This window comes from Flavobacterium sp. 2 (genome assembly GCF_049949195.1).
GTDB lineage: Bacteria > Bacteroidota > Bacteroidia > Flavobacteriales > Flavobacteriaceae > Flavobacterium.
Window position 1 is genome coordinate 2,021,229 of record NZ_CP188206.1, and the last position, 17,623, is coordinate 2,038,851.

Here is a 17,623-nt window from a genome sequence, read left to right on the forward strand (position 1 = left end):
CTTCTTGCCTCTTGTTTCTTGTTTCTTGTTTCTTTCCCCTCAGTTCGTTACTCCTGCTGATTTCTGTTTGCCAAAGCCACTTTTACAGTCTGATAGTTTTTATTGACTTTTGTAATTACTTTTTCTCGAAACGATTGTTCTAATTCGCCGTCGACTTGATTCAGCAAATCATTGGCATTAACTTTAATTTTTGCTTTTGGCTTAGCCGAATTTTCCGCAACAATTGTTTTTTCGGCCGAATCCAGTAATTGATCTACGTTTTCTTTTTTAGGGCTTTCAGCAATTATTGTTTGATTATTAATTGATTGTTTTTCTTGATTTTTTTTGATGATGATTGAATACTCCGCTATTTGATTTGATTCATTTTTATTGATTTTATTTGTTTTTTGATTACTGTTTTTTTCTTCCTTATTTAAGATTTCTTCTGAAGGTTTTTCCGAAACTGCAATTTCTATTTTAGAAGAATCGATGTCGTTTAAAATTGGCTTTTCAACTGAATCTTTTGCAGCTTCTTTTGCAACGACAGTATTTTTTGGAGTTTCAACTGCATTTTCTTTTTGATTAAAAAAGAAAGTTCCAACCAATAAAAATCCCACAACACTCGCTGCGATATAAAGCCATTTTTTGCTTTTTTTAGGTTTCTTTTCTTCAGCAACACTCAACATCGCGTCTAATCTGTCCCATGCTTTGTTGCTTGGTTCAATTTCACGTTTGTTTAGTTTTTCACGGAAATCCTTTTCAAAATTATTCGGTTCCATTATCTTGTTTTTTTAAAATAGTAATTTGTGTTTGCAGCATTTTTCTAGCGTGCGATAATTGCGATTTTGATGTTCCTTCATTAATTCCTAACATCTTGGCAATTTCATTGTGTTTATAACCTTCGATTGCATATAAATTGAAAACCATTTTATAGCCATCAGGCAAGGCATCGATTAAAAACTGAATCTGTTCTACAGTAAACTGGCTGTCGATTTCGTTGAAACTTTCCTCCACAAAAAATTTATCTTCGGCAAATTTTACTTTTTTCTGAACTCTTAAATAAGAAATGCATTCGTTAACCATTATTCGGCGGATCCAGCCTTCAAAACTTCCTTTGTGTTCAAAGTTTTTCAAATTCGTAAACACTTTCATAAAAGCCGTTATCATTACATCTTCTGCCAATTGAATGTCCTTTATATATTGTCGGCAGACGCTTAACATTTTCGAAGAATATTTACCATAAATCTGTTGCTGCGCCTGACGATTGTTTTCGACAGCCAGCTTTATGATTTTCGTTTCTTCTTGATGTAACGGAATAATTTTCATTAATAAGCTTTCGGTTTTGGTTTTAGAAACAGACTTCTATTAGCATAGACGATTGTCGATTTAAAATGGTTGCATGAGGGTAAAAAAAAAATCAAAATTTAAATTTCAAATTCCAAAAATTGCGGCGAATCTTTAAATTTTATTCCATGTAAACTTAAATAAAATTCTTCTGAATATGTGTAAACATGCATGGTCTCAGCTTAAAAGCGTTATTTCAACAATTATTTAAATTAATACCCATTTACGTATTAAATCTATTATATTTACGTTCGAAAATTTACCAAAAAACAACCTAAATCTAATTAAAATGGCGAGTTTAAAAGACAAAATTGGAGGAATTGTAATCCTTATCGTGGCAATTGCGTGTTGCAAGCAATGTACATCTGAATACATTAAAGGCGGCGATAACAAAGCTATTTCCAACTATGAAAAAATGATTTTTGACAAATCTACTGCGGAAGCTGAATTGTATCCTGAATACAAAGAGGTTACAGTCAAAATTGCCCATGTGCCAATTAAAACTTATGAATTCAGGTATCATTTTGAAGTTGATGGAAATAAATATGAAGGAGAACATACTTTTAGTACTGATTTGCCAAAATCAAATACTTTAAAAATTTACTATTTAAAAGATGATCCAAACTTCAACTTGCAGGATCCACAAGCCAAATTAGACTTAGAAAAAGAAAAAAACACCTCAAATAGCAGTTTATATTGGGCAATTGGATGGGGAGTATTTGCTTTATTGTTGCTTTTAGGACTTATTGATGAATTCAAGAAAAAACCAGAACCTGAAATAGCAGAACCAGCAGAATAAAATTTACTTTTTAATAAATAAAAAAACCTCTTTTAAAATTTAAAAGAGGTTTTTTTATTTTATAGCTCGAAAAATTAACATCAATTATCTAATTGACAAATTTTCTGATTATCTAATTATAGAAATTATTTCTTTCTCTCAATAACATAATTCACCATCAAAGTCAGCGCCTCTTTATACTCAGAATCTTCGAAGTTTTGAAGCAGCGAAAGCGCTTCTTGCTGGAATTCAACCATTTTATTTTCGGCATAAGCCAAACCATTATTATTTTTTACAAAGGCGATAACTTCTTTTACGCGCTTTTTGTCTTTGTTGTGGTTTTTAATGGAATTTATCAGCCACTTTTTTTCTTGTGGCGTGCAAGTATTTAAAACGTGAATTAAAGGTAAAGTCATTTTTTGCTCTTTAATATCGATTCCTGTTGGTTTTCCGATGGCTTCTTCGCTATAATCAAACAAGTCATCTTTTATTTGAAATGCCATTCCGATAAGCTCTCCAAATTTACGCATGTTTTCAACCTGAGCATCATCTTCAATTACAGCTTTCGCGCCAAGCGCACAACAAGCTGCAATAAGTGTCGCCGTTTTTTTTCGGATAATTTCGTAATAAACATCTTCGGTAATATCAAGTCTTCGGGCTTTTTCGATTTGAAGCAATTCACCTTCGCTCATTTCACGAACGGCTACAGAAATGATTCGCAATAAATCAAAATCGCCATTATCAATAGAAAGCAATAAACCTTTTGAAAGTAAATAATCTCCAACCAAAACGGCAATTTTGTTTTTCCAAAGCGCATTAATAGAGAAAAATCCACGACGGCGATTACTGTCGTCTACAACATCATCATGAACCAAAGTTGCGGTATGAATCAATTCGATTACAGATGCTCCGCGATACGTTCTTTCGTTTACAACACCTCCAGAAACCATTTTTGCGGTCAAGAAAACAAACATTGGGCGCATCTGCTTTCCTTTTCGATTTACGATATAATACGTAATTCGGTTCAGCAGTGCAACCTTTGAAGTCATCGATTCATGAAACTTTTTTTCGAAAAGTTCCATTTCGTTAAAAATAGGCTGTTTTATTTGGGAAGTAATATTCATTTCGATTTCAAATATACTATTTTAAATAAAAAAACGTTGTGTATTTTATGTTAGTATATCAACAATTTGCTTACTAATATAAATTCACCACCAAAAAACATTCTAGTTAAAGCCTAATTTGAGTTCATTAATTAAAATCACGAAAACTAATTTATTATGAAAACAAAAATTTTCTTTATTGGAACATTAGCAGCTTTATCTTTTTTTGTCAGCTGTAACTCTGATGAAAAAACAAACGACGGATCATCTGCAGCAATTACAAAAGATGAAATCATCACAAATTCAAAAATTGATGCCTCAATTGATGATGTAACAAATATTGCCGAAGATCAATTTAGCGCACAACAAAACGTAACTGCAAAACCAAGCGGACCGGTAAAAAATTTCCTTCCGAGTTGTGCTACGATTACAACAGTCTTAACAAACAATACCTGGACAAGAACTGTCGATTTTGGCGTTGAAGGCTGCACACTTGAAAACGGAAATACAGTAAAAGGAAAAATGGTTATTTCTTTTTCTAATGATTTTTCGACTTCAACACAAACCATTAGTTATACTTTTGATGGATTTTATCACAATGGCAAAAAACTTCAAGGAAGCAAAAGCATAGTGCGAACTGTAAAAACAACCGATTTGCTTGCAACAGCACATCCGGTTTTTACGGCCTCAATCGATATGACAATAACTTTTGATGATGGCGGCGTTTATACTCGAAAAGGAACACTGGTTAAAGAACAAGTGGAAGGTTTTGATACTTGGTTCAACTGGGATGACAATGCTTATTTAGTAACTGGAAGCGGAACAACAACTTTCCCTAACGGAGATACTTTCTCTGCTGAAATTACTACTCCATTGCAATTTAAAGCATCGTGCAAAAAATCTATTCCTGTAAAAGGAGTTTTATCTATAACTAAAAACGGAGCTACCGCTGTTATTGATTATGGCGATGGAACATGTAATACACTTGCAACAATTACAAAAGATGGCGTAACAGAAGAAGTTGATTTGAAAAAATAATCCTTTTTGCCCAAAGAAAAAGCATTAAAAACAAGATCGATCTCGTTTTTAATGCTTTTTTGTTTTTATCAATATATAAATGTGTAGTCCTTACGGGACATATCTGCATTGTGTAGATTCTTTCTACCAATATATTGCTCCTAACGGAGCATATTTATTTTGATTATCTCGGAGAAATTCTATGAGATATTTTTTTACCAATATTATTTACAGAATATATATTCCGCTAGGAATAAAATATCGGTAGAAAGCAAATGCGTTATATAATAATATGTCCCATAGGGACTAAACCATTACGCCTCTTTATTTGCCAATTGCCCACAGGCGGCATCAATATCTTTTCCTCGGCTGCGTCTTACTTTCACCACAACTCCAATATTCTCTAAAGCTTTTATGTAAGCCATAATTGATTCTTCTGAAGCTTGTTGAAATTCTCCATCATCAATTGGGTTATATTCAATCAAATTGACTTTGCAAGGAACATATTTACAGAATTTCACTAAAGCATCAATAGAAGCTTTATCGTCGTTGATTCCTTTCCAGACAACATATTCGTAGGATATTTTACTTTTTGTTTTTCTGTACCAATATTCTAATGCTTCACGCAAATCTTTTAAAGGGAAATTTTTGCTGAAAGGCATAATCTTCGCACGGATTTCATCAATTGCGGAGTGCAATGAAACCGCCAATTTGAATTTCACTTCATCATCGGCCATTTTTTTGATCATTTTCGGAATTCCTGAAGTCGAAACCATAATACGTTTTGGCGACATTCCTAAACCTTCAGATGATGTAACCATATCGATTGCTTTAATGACATTGTTGTAATTCATCAAAGGTTCTCCCATTCCCATAAAAACAATATTCGAAAGCGGATGATTATAATACAAACGACTTTCTTTATCAATTGCCAAAATCTGATCGTAGATTTCTCCAGGTTCCAGATTTCGCATACGTTTTAATCTCGCAGTAGCGCAGAAATTACAATCTAAACTACAACCCACCTGACTCGAAACACATGCCGTTGTTCTGGTTTCGGTCGGAATCAAAACTGATTCTACCACTAAACCATCATGCAAACGTACAGCATTTTTAACTGTTCCGTCACTGCTACGCTGCATTGTATCAACCTTAATATGATTGATTACAAAATTTTCTTCAAGCATTGAACGTGTTGTTTTGGCAACATTGGTCATGTCTTCAAAACTATGCGCCCCTTTACTCCACAACCATTCATAAACTTGATTTCCGCGAAAAGCTTTGTCGTTATTAGCAACAAAAAAATCTCGCAATTGCTCTTTTGATAAGGCTCTTATATCTTTTTTCTCCATTTGCATACTGCAAAGTTAAGTATTTGTTCATTTCTAAAAGAATAAAGAAAGAACCAATCTGTAAAAATGAAAAAATTAACATACCTAAACAAGTTAAAACCAATGATTCTGTCTAAACAGTTATAGGATTCCCCAAAAACATAAGCAATGAAAACGTTGTAGTTATAAATACTGTTTTAATAAAATTTTAACAATGATTTTTGTCATAAAAAAACTACAAAAACTAAGATATATTTGACCCAAGATTAGTAAATGCGCATAGTACTACACTACAAACATAAAATCAATACAAAATGAAAACAGTAAAATTAAAATTAATATTATCACTGATAACATTCTTAGGAATTACATCATTTGTGGTTGCACAAAAATCATACAATTTAGACTCTAAATCTGCTTTTTCGGTTTCAGGTACCTCAACGCTGCATGATTGGGAAATGAAATCAGGTTCTGGAACCGGATTAGCAAACTTAACAATAGCCAATTCAAAGCTCACTGAAATCGAATCGCTGTCTGTTACGCTTTTAGCAGAAAACCTAAAAAGCGAGAAAAAAAACATGGACAAAATAGCGTATGAAACTTTGAAAACAGACAAAAACAAAAACATTAAATATGTTTTAAAATCTGCCGAAAAAGTAAACGAAACGACTTGGGAACTAACAGGAACTTATACAATTGCCGGAGTCAGCAAAGTCTACAAAACCACAGCAAAAACAACTGTTACAAAAGATGGATTAAATCTTCAGGGATCAAACAGAATCACTTTTACTGATTTTGGAATGAAATCTCCAACCGCATTGCTTGGAACAATTAAAACCGGACAAGATTTAACCATAAAATTCAATTTAAACTTTAATTTATAACCGCCATGAAGAAGATTTATGCCGTATTTATTACGTTAGCAAGTACATTTGCTATTAACGCACAGGTTAGTTTTGGTCATATTCAAAATCAAATTCCGAGAGATCAAAAAGGAATTAATCAATTTGATGTTAAAAAAGATACTGTTGCTTTCAAAGGATTAAGTGTTGATATGGGTGCCGCGTTTGCACTTCAATTTCAAGCTGTAAATTCGTTCAACTACCAGCAAAACCTTCCTACCGCGCCAAACTACAGACTGAACAATCTAGAGAATAATTTCAATTTACCAAATGCCAACTTTACAATTGGAGCACAATTATATGATGGTGTCCGTGTAAATTTAGATGTTTACTTGGCTTCTAGACACCACAACGAGACTTGGGTAAAAGGAGGCTATTTGCAAATTGACAAATTAGACTTCATTAAAAAAGATTTCCTTGGCGATTTCATGAAGTACACTACTATCAAAATTGGTCAAATGGAGAACAACTATGGTGACGCGCACTTTAGAAGATCTGATAACGGAAATGCCTTTATGAATCCGTTCGTAGGAAACAACATAATGGACGCCTTTATTACCGAAATGGGAGCCGAAGTTTATTACAACAGATCTGGTTTTGTAAGTATGATTGGAGTCACCAACTCTAAATTGAACCAAAACGTTCAAGAAATTGTGCCTGCAACGCCTACTGCTGCAAAACCAGATTCAAACACGACGATAAGCCCCTCAATTCTTGCAAAATTAGGTTGGGACAAGCAAATCAATGAAGACCTAAGAATTAGATTAACAGGTTCTTATTATCACACAGCAAATTCTAGCGGTAATTTATACGCATCAGACAGAGCCGGTAGCCGTTTCTATGGAGTAATGAGCCACTCTGAGTATAATATTATTAATCCCGCAACTGGAGCAACTGTAAGCACTGTTGCAAACAACTTTGATCCAACAGCAAATAAAGACACGGGCAGATTTAATCCTAATTATGGAAACTGGGCAACATCCTATATGGTAAACCCTTTTATCAAATATAAAGGTCTTGAATTTTTTGGAACATTAGAATTTACTTCTGGAGGTGACTATAAAGGAACAGATGACAGTAGAAAAGTAAATCAATATGTTGGAGATTTGGTTTATCGTTTTGGTCAAGGAGAAAGATTTTATGTTGGTGGAAAGTATAATTTAGTTGATGGAAAACTCTCGAATGTAAATGCAGAAACCATTCAAATAAATCGATTTGAAGCTGCTGCGGGTTGGTTTATGACTAAAAATGTCCTGGCAAAATTAGAGTATGTAGATCAAAACTATAAAAACTTCTCTCAATTTAATGGAGCAACTCCAAACGATCTTTTTGGTGGTAGCTTTAAAGGACTAATGTTCGAAGCTGTAATCTTGTTTTGACAAAATGCTTAATAGATTTATTTTTTTAATTACGGGTTTAGTAGTTTTCTTTTCTTTAGGAAGTGCTAAACCCTCTTCTTTAACAGATGACACAGCTATATTAATAAACAAAATAAAAATAGAAATTACCGGAATATCAACTGTAGGCAAATATAATTGCTCAAATACTTTTTCAATAAGAGATACGATTTATATAAATTCAAACAAAAAAAACACTTTTAATACTGCAATTAAAATGTCAAGTTTCGATTGTGGCAATAAAATAATGACAAAAGACCTTCAAGGTACCGTTAAAGCACAAAAATTCCCTAATAGCATCGTTTGCATTACAGATGTAAAATCAAACGGTAAAAATTACAAATGTAAACTCAATTTTATTGTAACAGACAAATCATTAAAATACAATGACTTTATTTTATACAATTCTGACAATAAGATTCAAGGAACGCTTAATCTTAAATTTTCTGATCTTGAATTAGTGCCACCTGTAAAAATGGGCGGTCTAATAAAGGTTAAAGATGATATTGTGATAAATTTTATTCTTTACAAAAATTAAAAAAATTCAAACAAGACAGTATGCAAGAACTTATACTAAAGAGAAGACAAATGTTTTTCCTTTAGTATAAGTTTTTAATAAAATCTCAACCATGATTTTTATCAGCTCTTGCGCAATTTGTTCGCAATAAATTTGACTCAAGAAAAAGATAGCATTTATAATCAAACCCAAACTGAATTATAAACTATCAAGATTTAACTAAATACCACATACAAATGAAAACGATCAAATCAATTTTATTAGCCGTAGTTATTACATTATCAATACAAGTAAACGCTCAAAAAAGATATTCTTTGACAAAATCAACTTTTGAAGTTTCAGGAACCTCTAACATACACGATTGGGTAATGCGATCTTCAGAGGGAACCGGCAGTGCGATTTTAACTATTACCGATTCAAAATTAACAGACATCAAAAACTTATCTATAACATTACCAGCCGAAAGCATAAAAAGCAGCAAAACGAGCATGGACGATGTTGCTTACGAAACTCTGGATAAGAAAACACATAAAAACATCAAATATGTATTAAAATCTGCTGATAAGGTAAATGAAACAACATGGATTTTAATTGGGACTTTTACTATTGCAGGTGTTAGCAAAGATTTTAAAACTCAGGCAAAAGTAATGACCAATGATAACGATACTTTTGTACTTCAAGGATCAAACCGAATGAATTTTACGGATTTTGAAATGACTCCTCCATCAGCAGCCCTTGGTGTTGTAAGAGCTGGGAAAGAAATTACAGTTCTTTTTAATATCACATTAACTGATTTTGCAAGAAATGAAAATGTTTTGGTTATAAAATAGATTACATCACAGTCAGCAAAAAAAAATACTTAAAAAAATCTTAAACTAAATTGTTTGGGTTCCTAACAGAAAAATTTGGCACAGGAATTGTCTTGCACCTAAAAGAAATATAATCTTACAAAGCGCGCAACAATTTTAAAATTTGTATTTTTATTATTTCAACGATATAACCTTTTATTTTTTAATAAACCTAAAAAGACAATTCATTATGAAAAAACAAATTTTAAGCTTAGCTGTTGTTGCTTTATTAGCTTTCGCTGTACAATCATGCGGTGACAAAAAAGAACCAAAACCTGCAGATGAAGAATTAACTCTAGGAAACAAAGTTGATTCATTGACAACAGATATTGAAGAAGTAAAAGACAGCGCAGTAAGCAAAACTGAAAGTGCCGCTCAGGATGTTAAAGACGCTACAAAAAAAGCAGCAGATGATGTTGAAACTGCAACCAAAAAAGCAGCCGACGATGTAAAAGATGCCACTAAAAAAGGCGCTCAAAAAGTTGAAAATGCAGCAAAAGCAGCAAAAGACGGAACTGTAAAAACAGCAAAAGAAGTAAATGAAGCATTGAAAAAATAATTTCATTTAAAATTGAATTCAAAACCATTCGCCAAAACGAATGGTTTTTTTTTGCCCAAAAAAGAGTTATTATTTTTGTATTTTTGCATCAAATTTATAAGACTCTACAAATGCATTTTATTTCACAAGAACTTGAAGATTATATCGAACAGCATTCAGAAAACGAACCGGCTTTATTAGCAAAACTTAATAAAGAAACGTATCAAAAAATACTTTTGCCGAGAATGCTGAGCGGGCATTTTCAAGGGCGTGTTTTAAGCATGCTTTCTAAACTGATTCGTCCTGTGAATATTCTTGAAATTGGGACTTATACAGGTTATGCAGCTTTATGTTTATGCGAAGGAATGCAGGAAAATGGGCAACTTCACACGATTGACATTAAGGAAGAATTAGTTGATTTTCAGAGAAAATATTTTGATGCCTCGCCTTGGGGAAATCAAATTTTCCAACATTTGGGTGAAGCGATTGATATTATTCCGACTTTGGATGTAAAGTTTGATTTGGTTTTTATTGATGCCGATAAAGAAAATTATCTGAATTATTGGGAAATGATTGTTCCGAAAATGAATAAAGGTGGAATTATTTTATCTGATAATGTTTTGTGGAGCGGTAAAATTCTGGAACCAGTTCATCCAAATGATGTCAGTACAAAAGTTCTTTTAGAATACAATCAATTATTAAAAGATGATCCACGCGTTGAAACGGTTTTATTGCCTATTCGTGATGGGTTAACAGTAAGCAGAGTACTTTAAAAAAGATTCTAAGATACTGAGACACTAAGTTTTTCTTTTTACATTTTTTAAAATCTATTTAGATGAAGTATTCAAACGAAGTAGAAAATGAGGGTTACTCAATAATAAATAATGTTTTTACAGAAAATGAAATTGAAAATCTAATTTCATTGATTGAAAATAAAACAGAAAACAATCCTAAAAATGATACTTTCAGGAAATCTCAGGATTTATTTGCTATTAGACAATTTCATAAAGAAATTCCTGAAACATTGCCTTATATTTTTAACCAAAATTTGCAGAACATTATCGACACAATCTTTGGAAAAGGATACTTCATAACCAAATCCATTTATTTTGACAAACCTGAAAAATCAAATTGGTTTGTTGCTTATCATCAGGATTTGACAATTTCAGTTGATAAGAAAATTGATGTTGAAAATTTCGAAAATTGGACATTAAAGCAAAATCAATTTGCAGTACAACCTCCTACAGAAATTTTAGAAAACAATTTCACCATCAGAATTCATATTGACAAAACAACAAAAGACAATGGCGCTTTAAAAGTCATCAATAATTCTCATTCAAAAGGAATTTTGAGAATTGAAAATCTTGATCTCAAAAAAGAGAAAGAAACTATTTGCGAAGTTGAAAAAGGTGGTATTATGATTATGAAACCGCTATTGTTTCATGCCTCAAACAAAACCACAAATAATGAAAGACGAAGAGTCATTCATATCGAATTCAGTAAGCAAGAACTCCCTAATGGATTAGAATGGAGTGAGAAAACAATTCTTCAAAATTAATTCTCCATAAAACGAGTCCTAGCCCAGATTGAAGTGAAAAGCCCGGAACTAAAAAAAATAATTTTTCTTACCAAAAAACAGCGACCAACGGAAGCTCGTTTTATAGTTTAGAAAAATATTTTGTTTAGTATCCCGATAGCTATCGGGATGAAACGGAAAGCTGGAATAAGCTCCTAAAACTATCCTGGAAAATATTGTGGTTTCAATTTTCTGTACACCAAATAAATTAGTGATCCAAAAAGAGCTCCGAAGAAATATCCAGCCAAAATATCACCTGGATAATGCAATCCTAAATAAATACGGCTGTAAGCAAAAATTAACGGCCATAAAAAGATAAATCCTAAATACTTGAAACGGCTTTTTAAAACCAAAAATAAAAAAGTTGCAACGGCCATAGTATTTGCAGCGTGTCCAGAGAAAAAACTATAGGATTGTCTAACCTGAACAATACGAATAATCGATTTTAATTCAGGATTATTACATGGGCGCAAGCGTTCAAAAGTATGTTTGAATAAATTACAAGTCTGATCTGTAAAAGCAATCAAAACGGCTATAAAAAGCAATAAATACAAGGTTTGTTTTCCTCCTATTTTTTTATAAATAAGATAAAACATCAATAGAAAAATAGGAGTCCAATACAATTGCTGTGTAATAATCAGCCAAAGTTTATCGTATGTTTCAGAACCTAAACCATTCAGATACACAAAGAGGTTTGTATCCAGTTCTTGTATTTTTTCAAGCATATTACATTTGACGTTTTATAGGTCCCGAAAGTGAATCAATATCTTCTTTTACTTTATCAATTTCTGTGGCAGTATCTCCTAAAAGATTTCCTGAATCTCCTATGATATTGGATTTTGCCTCATTGATCTGAGCATTGATATTACCTGTTATACTATTAAGCGATTTGGTGTCAAGACCATTTGCCTCGGCTCCTTTTTGAATCTCGCTTTTAATATCATTAGTTGCATTTTTTAATTGCGCCATAGCTTTTCCCATTGTACGGGCAATTTCTGGCACTTTATCTGAACCAAAAAGCATTAGCACTATAAACAGTATGAAAACTAATTCTCCTCCTCCTATACCGAACATATCTTTTATTTTTACGTGGTCACAAAGATATTAAATTTTGCCGCGTAGAGTTTTAAAATTTACTTAAAAAAAAGACTCTTTTCAGAGTCTTTTTCGTTTTATTCTTAATCAAATTTTGATTTTTCTTCTGTTTTTGGCCAAGCATTGTTGGTTACATCAATATCAGCAGTCATTAATTTTGGATCAATCTGGATACTTTTGATTGCTTTTGAAGTCGCATAAACTTTTTTAGCTGTATCATTATTTTTTCTCCAAATTTGCGCTGGATATTGATAATTATCTTTTGAACCATCCTCGTAAGTAATCTCTACTAAGATTGGCATAATCATTCCTCCTGGCTTATTGAATTCTACTTCGTAGAAATATTTCGGAGATTTTAAACCTGCTTTTTCTTCTGCTGTAAAAGACTGATTTACGTAATCAGATAATAATTTTACGTCATCAACTTTTAATGCTTTTTTGCTAGATGCATTAACCCCTGCATTATCTCCAGAAACTAAGTAAACAAAAGGTCCTTTGTCTAAACCAAAACGTCCTTTTCTAACTTTAACATCTTTCAAATCAGCAGTTGGAGTTTCAGAAACATAATATTGTTTTACGTCTTTAATTCCAATATCTACGAAATCAGTTGAGTAAAACCATCCTCTGAAAAACCAATCCAAATCAACAGCTGAAGCATCTTCCATTGTTCTGAAGAAATCTTCTGGAGTTGGGTGTTTGAATTTCCATCTGTTTGCGTATGTTCTGAAAGCGTAATCAAACAATTCTCTTCCCATAACTACTTCTCTTAAAATATTAAGACCTGTAGCTGGTTTTCCGTAAGCGTTATTTCCAAATTGAGCAATTGTTTCAGAGTTTGACATAATTGGCTCTAAAAACTTTTGGTCACCACTCATGTACGGAACAATATTTTTAGCTGGTCCGCGTCTTGAAGGGAAAGTTGGATCTAATTCTTGTTCTGCTAAATATTCTAAGAACGAGTTTAAACCTTCATCCATCCAAGTCCATTGACGCTCGTCAGAGTTTACAATCATTGGGAAGAAAGTGTGTCCTACTTCGTGAATAACAACACCAATCATTCCGTTTTTCACCTCTTTGCTTGTTACTCCATTTTCATCAGGACGACCAAAATTCCAGCAAATCATTGGATATTCCATACCTTGATCTTCTGCCGAAACAGAAACTGCTTTTGGATAAGGGTAATCAAATGTGTGAGATGAATAGCTTTTTAAAGTATGAGCAACTGTCATTGTTGAAGTTTCTCCCCAAAGCGGATTTGCTTCTTTTGGATAAACAGATTCGGCCATAACAATTTTACCGCCTAATTTTACCGCCATTGCATCGTAGATGAATTTTCTTGAAGATGCAATTCCGAAATCACGTACGTTTTTAGCACTGAATTTCCAAGTTTTTTTCTTTTCAGAAAAACCTTTTTCAGCTGCTTCAGCTTCAGCCTGAGTTACAATTACAACAGGTTTGTCAAAAGATTTTTGAGCCTGCTCGTAACGTTTAACTTGCTCAGCAGTGAAAACTTCACTTCTGTTCATTAATTCCCCTGTTGCATCAATTACGTGATCTGCAGGAACTGTAATGTTTACATCGAAGTTTCCGAAAGGAAGAGCAAACTCTCCACTTCCCCAGAACTGCATGTTCTGCCATCCTTCAACATCATTATAAACTGCCATTCTAGGATAGAACTGTGCAATTACATATAATTTGTTTCCGTCTTTTTCGAATAATTCATAACCAGAACGTCCACCTTCTTTTCTATAATTATTAACGTTGTACCACCATTTTATAGCTAAAGAGATTTTTTCACCCGGTTTTAGAGGAGTAGCCAAGTTAATACGCATCATCGTTTCGTTGATGGTGTAAGACATCGGATTTCCTTTAGCATCTTTTACCTGCTCAATATTAAAACCACGCTCTAAATCTTTTTTAAGATATTTATTTGCAAAACCTTCAAGCGGCAAAACCTGATTAAGTTTTTCTCCTTCTGCTAAAGAAGTTTGTCCGTTTGCTCTTGCCTGATTTTGATCCAGCTGAATCCATAAATATTCTAAACTGTCTGGTGAATTATTAGAATAAGTAATAACCTCAGAACCTGTTATTTTCGAATTTTTATCGTCTAGTTCGATATCAATTTTATAATCTGCCTGCTGTTGGTAATACGCTGGTCCTGGTGCTCCAGATGCCGTACGAAACATATTTGGAGTTGCCAGCAAATCATACATTTGGCTGAACTTATTTGTATCGTACTTTCCTTGCTGTCTTGGAGCTGCTGGAGTATTTGCTTTTTCCTGAGCAACTAGCATTGCAGGAAAAAGTAATAATAATGAAAGTTTTTTCATAAAAGTTTAATGGTAATTTTATCAGGGTGTGAAAATAACAATTAAAATGATAATTTCAACTTTCCATTAATACTTTAACACTTCTTTCCTTGAAGATTCTGTAAAAAGAACACTCTTTTTAGTACCGAATGCTGAAATATGTGTAATGTTTTGTTGCTCAGCGTTCCAATCCACTAAAATAGTGTTTTGAATTTCAAGCGTTTTGAATTTATCAATATCTTTTATTCTGGAATAACAAACCAAAACATCTCCGAATTCTACTTCTTTAGATAAAAAGGTTATTGCCTTTGGCTGACCATTTACCTTTATAATAAAGTTTTCAGCTAAATATTTTTTCAAAAGTTCAACATCTTCCGGAGTTTCTTTTTCCGTACCGATGAATGTTTTTTTATGGTATTTTTTTTCTATTCCATTATTCAAATCATCTGCAAAAATGCGGGAAGTGATTTGAATCATTTTTTTTTCAGAGGCGTAATTCACCTGAAAAACACCCATATAAAACTTATGAAATGCAAATGCGGAAAGCGATAAAAACAATATCCCAATTAAAGGATAAATTAATCTATTTTTCATTTTTGAACAACGTTCGATTTTTTAAATTCTTTATTCTTGTTGATTAAAAAGTCAATCAATTCAAATTTTTGATCAGGATTAACATGCCTTTTAGATTCTGGATCATTAGAACAATACATTAAAAACAAATCTATTTCGTCTTCTTTTAACTCTAAGGTTTTAGTAAAAAAATCAGGTTTGAAATTATCTTTGGTATAAGCAACAAAAGCAATATCTGATATTTCCTCTTCTTTTACATCGTCTTTTTTCCTCAAAAGTTTTTTGACATCTTTAAAGATTCTAACAAAATCAGTTCCGTATTTAATAGTCTGATCAGAATACATTGCCGTATTTTTCGCAGTCGACTGTTTGTCATCTTCAAACTGCATATCCACAATTGCCTGTGACCCTACTCCCAACGATTTAACTTTTAATTCTTTATGAACAACAACTTCTTTCAATTGGTTGTTTACCAAATCTAATGGCACAACAAAAAGAATTTGAGCACAATCTTTTTCAGTCAGCACAATTTTTTTTGACTGAAAAGCCATTCCGGTAAACACTAAAGTGTCTTTTGGTCTTGCCAGAATATCAAACAATCCTCCAGCGCCTATAAACGTTCTAGTGTTCGCATTAATATTCATTACATGACCACTTTCTATTGATAATGATGTATTTACCACTTGTCCATGAAGTGGTATCCTGGCCGTATTTTGCCCCAATGCAATTTGACAAAACAAGCAAACAACGAATACTGATAAACTATTTTTCATTTTCGAGGATAATTAAATATTTTCTGGCTAAATCTGTGATTAAAAACATACTCATTGTTTTGTTCTTTGTATTCAAAGATACGGCAAATTGAGCATCATCCACACAAAATAATTGAAATCCTTTGATGTCATCGACAGGAATTTTCAATCTTTCCGTATAATAATTCTCTTCAAAAAGATATTCTAATTTTCTGAAAAGCATTTCTTTTTTCTCCACAACCACTTCTTTTTTAAGCATTGCAGTACGTCCAGAAATTTTATTCAATATTTTGTCAATTGAGGTCGAAGTGGCTGTGTAAACCTTTCTCTCTGCAGGCGTGTACGTTTTTTGTCCATAAGGAACAATTCCAAGGTTTTCAGTAGTAATAGAGGGATTTTCATTTACAACAACCTCCTTCAACTCAATTTCTTTAGCCGACATTTTGATCTGAAGTTTATCCAGAGCCAAATCTTCGGCAGTAACTCTATGTTTAAGCGGATCTAAATTTACAGATGAAAAAACAAGCACATCGCCTTCCTTAACAGCAATAGAAAACATTCCGTTTACATCTGAAATTGTCGAAACCTGTGTTGTATTATTGATAATATTCACACCATCAACAGAAGTTGATTGTTCAAAAATTTGCCCGAGCATTTCTTTTCTGACCAAATTTTGCCCAAAACCAAACTGAATCAAAAACAAAAAGAAGATTATATGTAAAGTATTATTTGATTTCACTTGCAATCATTTCTTTATATTTAGTAGCCAATTCTGCTAGCAAAAATTCGGTTGATGTTTTATTTTTTGAATTTAAAATAACAGTAAACTTATCATTCTCAACTGCGTAATATTCAAACCCTTTTACGTATTCCAAAGGAATTTTCAATCGGTCAACAAAATGCTCTAAACTGAACATTCGTTCCAAAAGCTTCATAAAAGCCTCTTTTTTCTCCACTTCGGCTTCTTTTTTAAGCATTGCTGTCCTTCCTGAGAAAAAATTCAGCAATGGATCTGCCGAAATAGACCCTCCTGCCATACCATTACTACTGTTCGCTTCAGGACTTAAAGCTGTTGCCGTATGCAATCTTCTTTCAGCCTGAGTATATGTTTTTTGTCCGTACGGTACAATCCCTAATGACTCCGCATTTATTCCATTATAATTTCTGACCACAACTTCTTGTAATTGATGCATAACCATACTCAATCTAACAGTAAAATTAATGTCAGAAAAATTATCCGCAGTTAATAAAATTCTCTTTTCTTTAAATTGAATCGATGAAAAAACCAGCGTATCACCTGCATTTGCCAAAATCGAAAAACTCCCCAAAGCATCAGTCACAGTCATTACTTCAGTCTGAGCATTAACCACGTAGACACCCTCCAGATCAGAATTGCCGGAAGCGATTTTTCCGCTGATTAAAGTTCGTTCCTGAACTTGCGAGCTAACATTTTGCCCCCAAACAACAAGTAAAAAACAAGCAATTTTATTTATCAAAATAATGAAAATTTAAAATTATTCTTAAAGCCGTAAAAATATCTTAATGTATTCCAAATTTAGTATTA

The 17,623-nt window shown here is 32.8% G+C and carries 20 protein-coding genes; 9 read left to right on the forward strand and 11 right to left on the reverse strand.

What is annotated here, in order from left to right; all coding sequences use genetic code 11:
* Positions 1 to 47: 47 nt before the first annotated feature.
* The gene (locus ACNFIH_RS08645) at positions 48 to 758 is read right to left on the reverse strand and encodes a hypothetical protein (protein ID WP_426486302.1); all 711 of its coding nucleotides are present in this window, start codon (positions 756 to 758) and stop codon (positions 48 to 50) included.
* A complete protein-coding gene (locus ACNFIH_RS08650) occupies positions 745 to 1,305 on the reverse strand; it encodes an RNA polymerase sigma factor (protein WP_426486303.1) in 561 nt (186 codons plus the stop codon). Before ACNFIH_RS08650 ends, ACNFIH_RS08645 begins: the two co-directional genes overlap by 14 nt.
* Positions 1,306 to 1,612: 307 nt before the next feature.
* On the opposite strand from ACNFIH_RS08650, the gene ACNFIH_RS08655 reads away from it, so the two are divergent.
* Positions 1,613 to 2,122 (forward strand): hypothetical protein, encoded by a 510-nt coding sequence (locus ACNFIH_RS08655; RefSeq protein ID WP_426486304.1) that lies wholly within the window; start codon positions 1,613 to 1,615, stop codon positions 2,120 to 2,122.
* Positions 2,123 to 2,247: 125 nt separating this feature from the next.
* On the opposite strand, the gene ACNFIH_RS08660 is transcribed toward ACNFIH_RS08655, so the two are convergent.
* Positions 2,248 to 3,225 carry a polyprenyl synthetase family protein gene (locus ACNFIH_RS08660; protein ID WP_426486305.1) on the reverse strand — a complete coding sequence of 326 codons (978 nt, stop codon included), beginning with the start codon at positions 3,223 to 3,225 and terminating at the stop codon, positions 2,248 to 2,250.
* Positions 3,226 to 3,381: 156 nt separating this feature from the next.
* Here ACNFIH_RS08660 and ACNFIH_RS08665 point away from each other — a divergent pair, with 156 nt between their 5' ends.
* On the forward strand, positions 3,382 to 4,242 hold the full coding sequence (locus ACNFIH_RS08665; protein ID WP_426486306.1) for a hypothetical protein: 861 nt from the start codon (positions 3,382 to 3,384) through the stop codon (positions 4,240 to 4,242).
* 293 nt (positions 4,243 to 4,535) lie between these two features.
* Here the strand turns inward: ACNFIH_RS08665 and rlmN are convergent, their stop codons facing one another.
* Positions 4,536 to 5,579 carry a 23S rRNA (adenine(2503)-C(2))-methyltransferase RlmN gene (gene rlmN / locus ACNFIH_RS08670; RefSeq protein ID WP_426486307.1) on the reverse strand — a complete coding sequence of 348 codons (1,044 nt, stop codon included), beginning with the start codon at positions 5,577 to 5,579 and terminating at the stop codon, positions 4,536 to 4,538.
* A 287-nt stretch (positions 5,580 to 5,866) separates the two neighbouring features.
* On the opposite strand from rlmN, the gene ACNFIH_RS08675 reads away from it, so the two are divergent.
* The 7 genes from ACNFIH_RS08675 (at position 5,867) to ACNFIH_RS08705 (ending at position 11,312) form a co-directional block, all read left to right on the forward strand.
* Positions 5,867 to 6,436: a YceI family protein gene (locus ACNFIH_RS08675; RefSeq protein ID WP_426486308.1), complete on the forward strand. Its 570-nt coding sequence runs from the start codon at positions 5,867 to 5,869 to the stop codon at positions 6,434 to 6,436.
* Positions 6,437 to 6,441: 5 nt separating this feature from the next.
* Positions 6,442 to 7,833, forward strand: a complete 1,392-nt coding sequence (locus ACNFIH_RS08680; protein ID WP_426486309.1) for a hypothetical protein — start codon at positions 6,442 to 6,444, stop codon at positions 7,831 to 7,833.
* A gap of 4 nt (positions 7,834 to 7,837) precedes the next feature.
* On the forward strand, positions 7,838 to 8,389 hold the full coding sequence (locus tag ACNFIH_RS08685) for a hypothetical protein (RefSeq protein ID WP_426486310.1): 552 nt from the start codon (positions 7,838 to 7,840) through the stop codon (positions 8,387 to 8,389).
* A gap of 215 nt (positions 8,390 to 8,604) precedes the next feature.
* On the forward strand, positions 8,605 to 9,198 hold the full coding sequence (locus ACNFIH_RS08690; protein ID WP_426486311.1) for a YceI family protein: 594 nt from the start codon (positions 8,605 to 8,607) through the stop codon (positions 9,196 to 9,198).
* Between the two features lie 208 nt (positions 9,199 to 9,406).
* Positions 9,407 to 9,775, forward strand: a complete 369-nt coding sequence (locus ACNFIH_RS08695) for a hypothetical protein (RefSeq protein WP_035651725.1) — start codon at positions 9,407 to 9,409, stop codon at positions 9,773 to 9,775.
* A 110-nt stretch (positions 9,776 to 9,885) separates the two neighbouring features.
* The gene (locus ACNFIH_RS08700; protein WP_132989390.1) at positions 9,886 to 10,527 is read left to right on the forward strand and encodes an O-methyltransferase; all 642 of its coding nucleotides are present in this window, start codon (positions 9,886 to 9,888) and stop codon (positions 10,525 to 10,527) included.
* 62 nt (positions 10,528 to 10,589) lie between these two features.
* The gene (locus ACNFIH_RS08705; protein WP_426486312.1) at positions 10,590 to 11,312 is read left to right on the forward strand and encodes a phytanoyl-CoA dioxygenase family protein; all 723 of its coding nucleotides are present in this window, start codon (positions 10,590 to 10,592) and stop codon (positions 11,310 to 11,312) included.
* Between the two features lie 179 nt (positions 11,313 to 11,491).
* On the opposite strand, the gene ACNFIH_RS08710 is transcribed toward ACNFIH_RS08705, so the two are convergent.
* From ACNFIH_RS08710 to ACNFIH_RS08740, 7 genes are all read right to left on the reverse strand, one after another.
* Positions 11,492 to 12,055 (reverse strand): phosphatase PAP2 family protein, encoded by a 564-nt coding sequence (locus tag ACNFIH_RS08710; RefSeq protein WP_035651718.1) that lies wholly within the window; start codon positions 12,053 to 12,055, stop codon positions 11,492 to 11,494.
* A gap of 1 nt (position 12,056) precedes the next feature.
* On the reverse strand, positions 12,057 to 12,404 hold the full coding sequence (locus ACNFIH_RS08715) for a Sec-independent protein translocase subunit TatA/TatB (RefSeq protein WP_026730602.1): 348 nt from the start codon (positions 12,402 to 12,404) through the stop codon (positions 12,057 to 12,059).
* A gap of 104 nt (positions 12,405 to 12,508) precedes the next feature.
* A complete protein-coding gene (locus tag ACNFIH_RS08720) occupies positions 12,509 to 14,755 on the reverse strand; it encodes a M1 family metallopeptidase (RefSeq protein ID WP_426486313.1) in 2,247 nt (748 codons plus the stop codon).
* Positions 14,756 to 14,821: 66 nt separating this feature from the next.
* Positions 14,822 to 15,328, reverse strand: a complete 507-nt coding sequence (locus ACNFIH_RS08725) for a DUF6702 family protein (protein WP_426486314.1) — start codon at positions 15,326 to 15,328, stop codon at positions 14,822 to 14,824.
* On the reverse strand, positions 15,325 to 16,080 hold the full coding sequence (locus ACNFIH_RS08730) for a hypothetical protein (protein ID WP_426486315.1): 756 nt from the start codon (positions 16,078 to 16,080) through the stop codon (positions 15,325 to 15,327). Before ACNFIH_RS08730 ends, ACNFIH_RS08725 begins: the two co-directional genes overlap by 4 nt.
* On the reverse strand, positions 16,070 to 16,798 hold the full coding sequence (locus tag ACNFIH_RS08735; RefSeq protein ID WP_426486316.1) for a carboxypeptidase-like regulatory domain-containing protein: 729 nt from the start codon (positions 16,796 to 16,798) through the stop codon (positions 16,070 to 16,072). Before ACNFIH_RS08735 ends, ACNFIH_RS08730 begins: the two co-directional genes overlap by 11 nt.
* Positions 16,785 to 17,555, reverse strand: a complete 771-nt coding sequence (locus tag ACNFIH_RS08740; RefSeq protein WP_426486317.1) for a carboxypeptidase-like regulatory domain-containing protein — start codon at positions 17,553 to 17,555, stop codon at positions 16,785 to 16,787. The genes ACNFIH_RS08735 and ACNFIH_RS08740 overlap by 14 nt, the downstream gene beginning before the upstream one ends.
* Positions 17,556 to 17,623: the final 68 nt, after the last annotated feature.

Coding starts and splice junctions, on each gene's coding strand:
- ACNFIH_RS08695 (WP_035651725.1), top strand. CDS start 9,407: ATGAAAAAACAAATTTTAAGCTTAGCTGTTGTTGCTTTATTAGCTTTC.
- rlmN (WP_426486307.1), bottom strand. CDS start 5,579: ATGCAAATGGAGAAAAAAGATATAAGAGCCTTATCAAAAGAGCAATTG.
- ACNFIH_RS08725 (WP_426486314.1), bottom strand. CDS start 15,328: ATGAAAAATAGATTAATTTATCCTTTAATTGGGATATTGTTTTTATCG.
- ACNFIH_RS08705 (WP_426486312.1), top strand. CDS start 10,590: ATGAAGTATTCAAACGAAGTAGAAAATGAGGGTTACTCAATAATAAAT.
- ACNFIH_RS08685 (WP_426486310.1), top strand. CDS start 7,838: ATGCTTAATAGATTTATTTTTTTAATTACGGGTTTAGTAGTTTTCTTT.
- ACNFIH_RS08675 (WP_426486308.1), top strand. CDS start 5,867: ATGAAAACAGTAAAATTAAAATTAATATTATCACTGATAACATTCTTA.
- ACNFIH_RS08710 (WP_035651718.1), bottom strand. CDS start 12,055: ATGCTTGAAAAAATACAAGAACTGGATACAAACCTCTTTGTGTATCTG.
- ACNFIH_RS08660 (WP_426486305.1), bottom strand. CDS start 3,225: ATGAATATTACTTCCCAAATAAAACAGCCTATTTTTAACGAAATGGAA.
- ACNFIH_RS08715 (WP_026730602.1), bottom strand. CDS start 12,404: ATGTTCGGTATAGGAGGAGGAGAATTAGTTTTCATACTGTTTATAGTG.
- ACNFIH_RS08730 (WP_426486315.1), bottom strand. CDS start 16,080: ATGAAAAATAGTTTATCAGTATTCGTTGTTTGCTTGTTTTGTCAAATT.
- ACNFIH_RS08680 (WP_426486309.1), top strand. CDS start 6,442: ATGAAGAAGATTTATGCCGTATTTATTACGTTAGCAAGTACATTTGCT.
- ACNFIH_RS08665 (WP_426486306.1), top strand. CDS start 3,382: ATGAAAACAAAAATTTTCTTTATTGGAACATTAGCAGCTTTATCTTTT.
- ACNFIH_RS08645 (WP_426486302.1), bottom strand. CDS start 758: ATGGAACCGAATAATTTTGAAAAGGATTTCCGTGAAAAACTAAACAAA.
- ACNFIH_RS08650 (WP_426486303.1), bottom strand. CDS start 1,305: ATGAAAATTATTCCGTTACATCAAGAAGAAACGAAAATCATAAAGCTG.
- ACNFIH_RS08700 (WP_132989390.1), top strand. CDS start 9,886: ATGCATTTTATTTCACAAGAACTTGAAGATTATATCGAACAGCATTCA.
- ACNFIH_RS08690 (WP_426486311.1), top strand. CDS start 8,605: ATGAAAACGATCAAATCAATTTTATTAGCCGTAGTTATTACATTATCA.
- ACNFIH_RS08655 (WP_426486304.1), top strand. CDS start 1,613: ATGGCGAGTTTAAAAGACAAAATTGGAGGAATTGTAATCCTTATCGTG.
- ACNFIH_RS08720 (WP_426486313.1), bottom strand. CDS start 14,755: ATGAAAAAACTTTCATTATTATTACTTTTTCCTGCAATGCTAGTTGCT.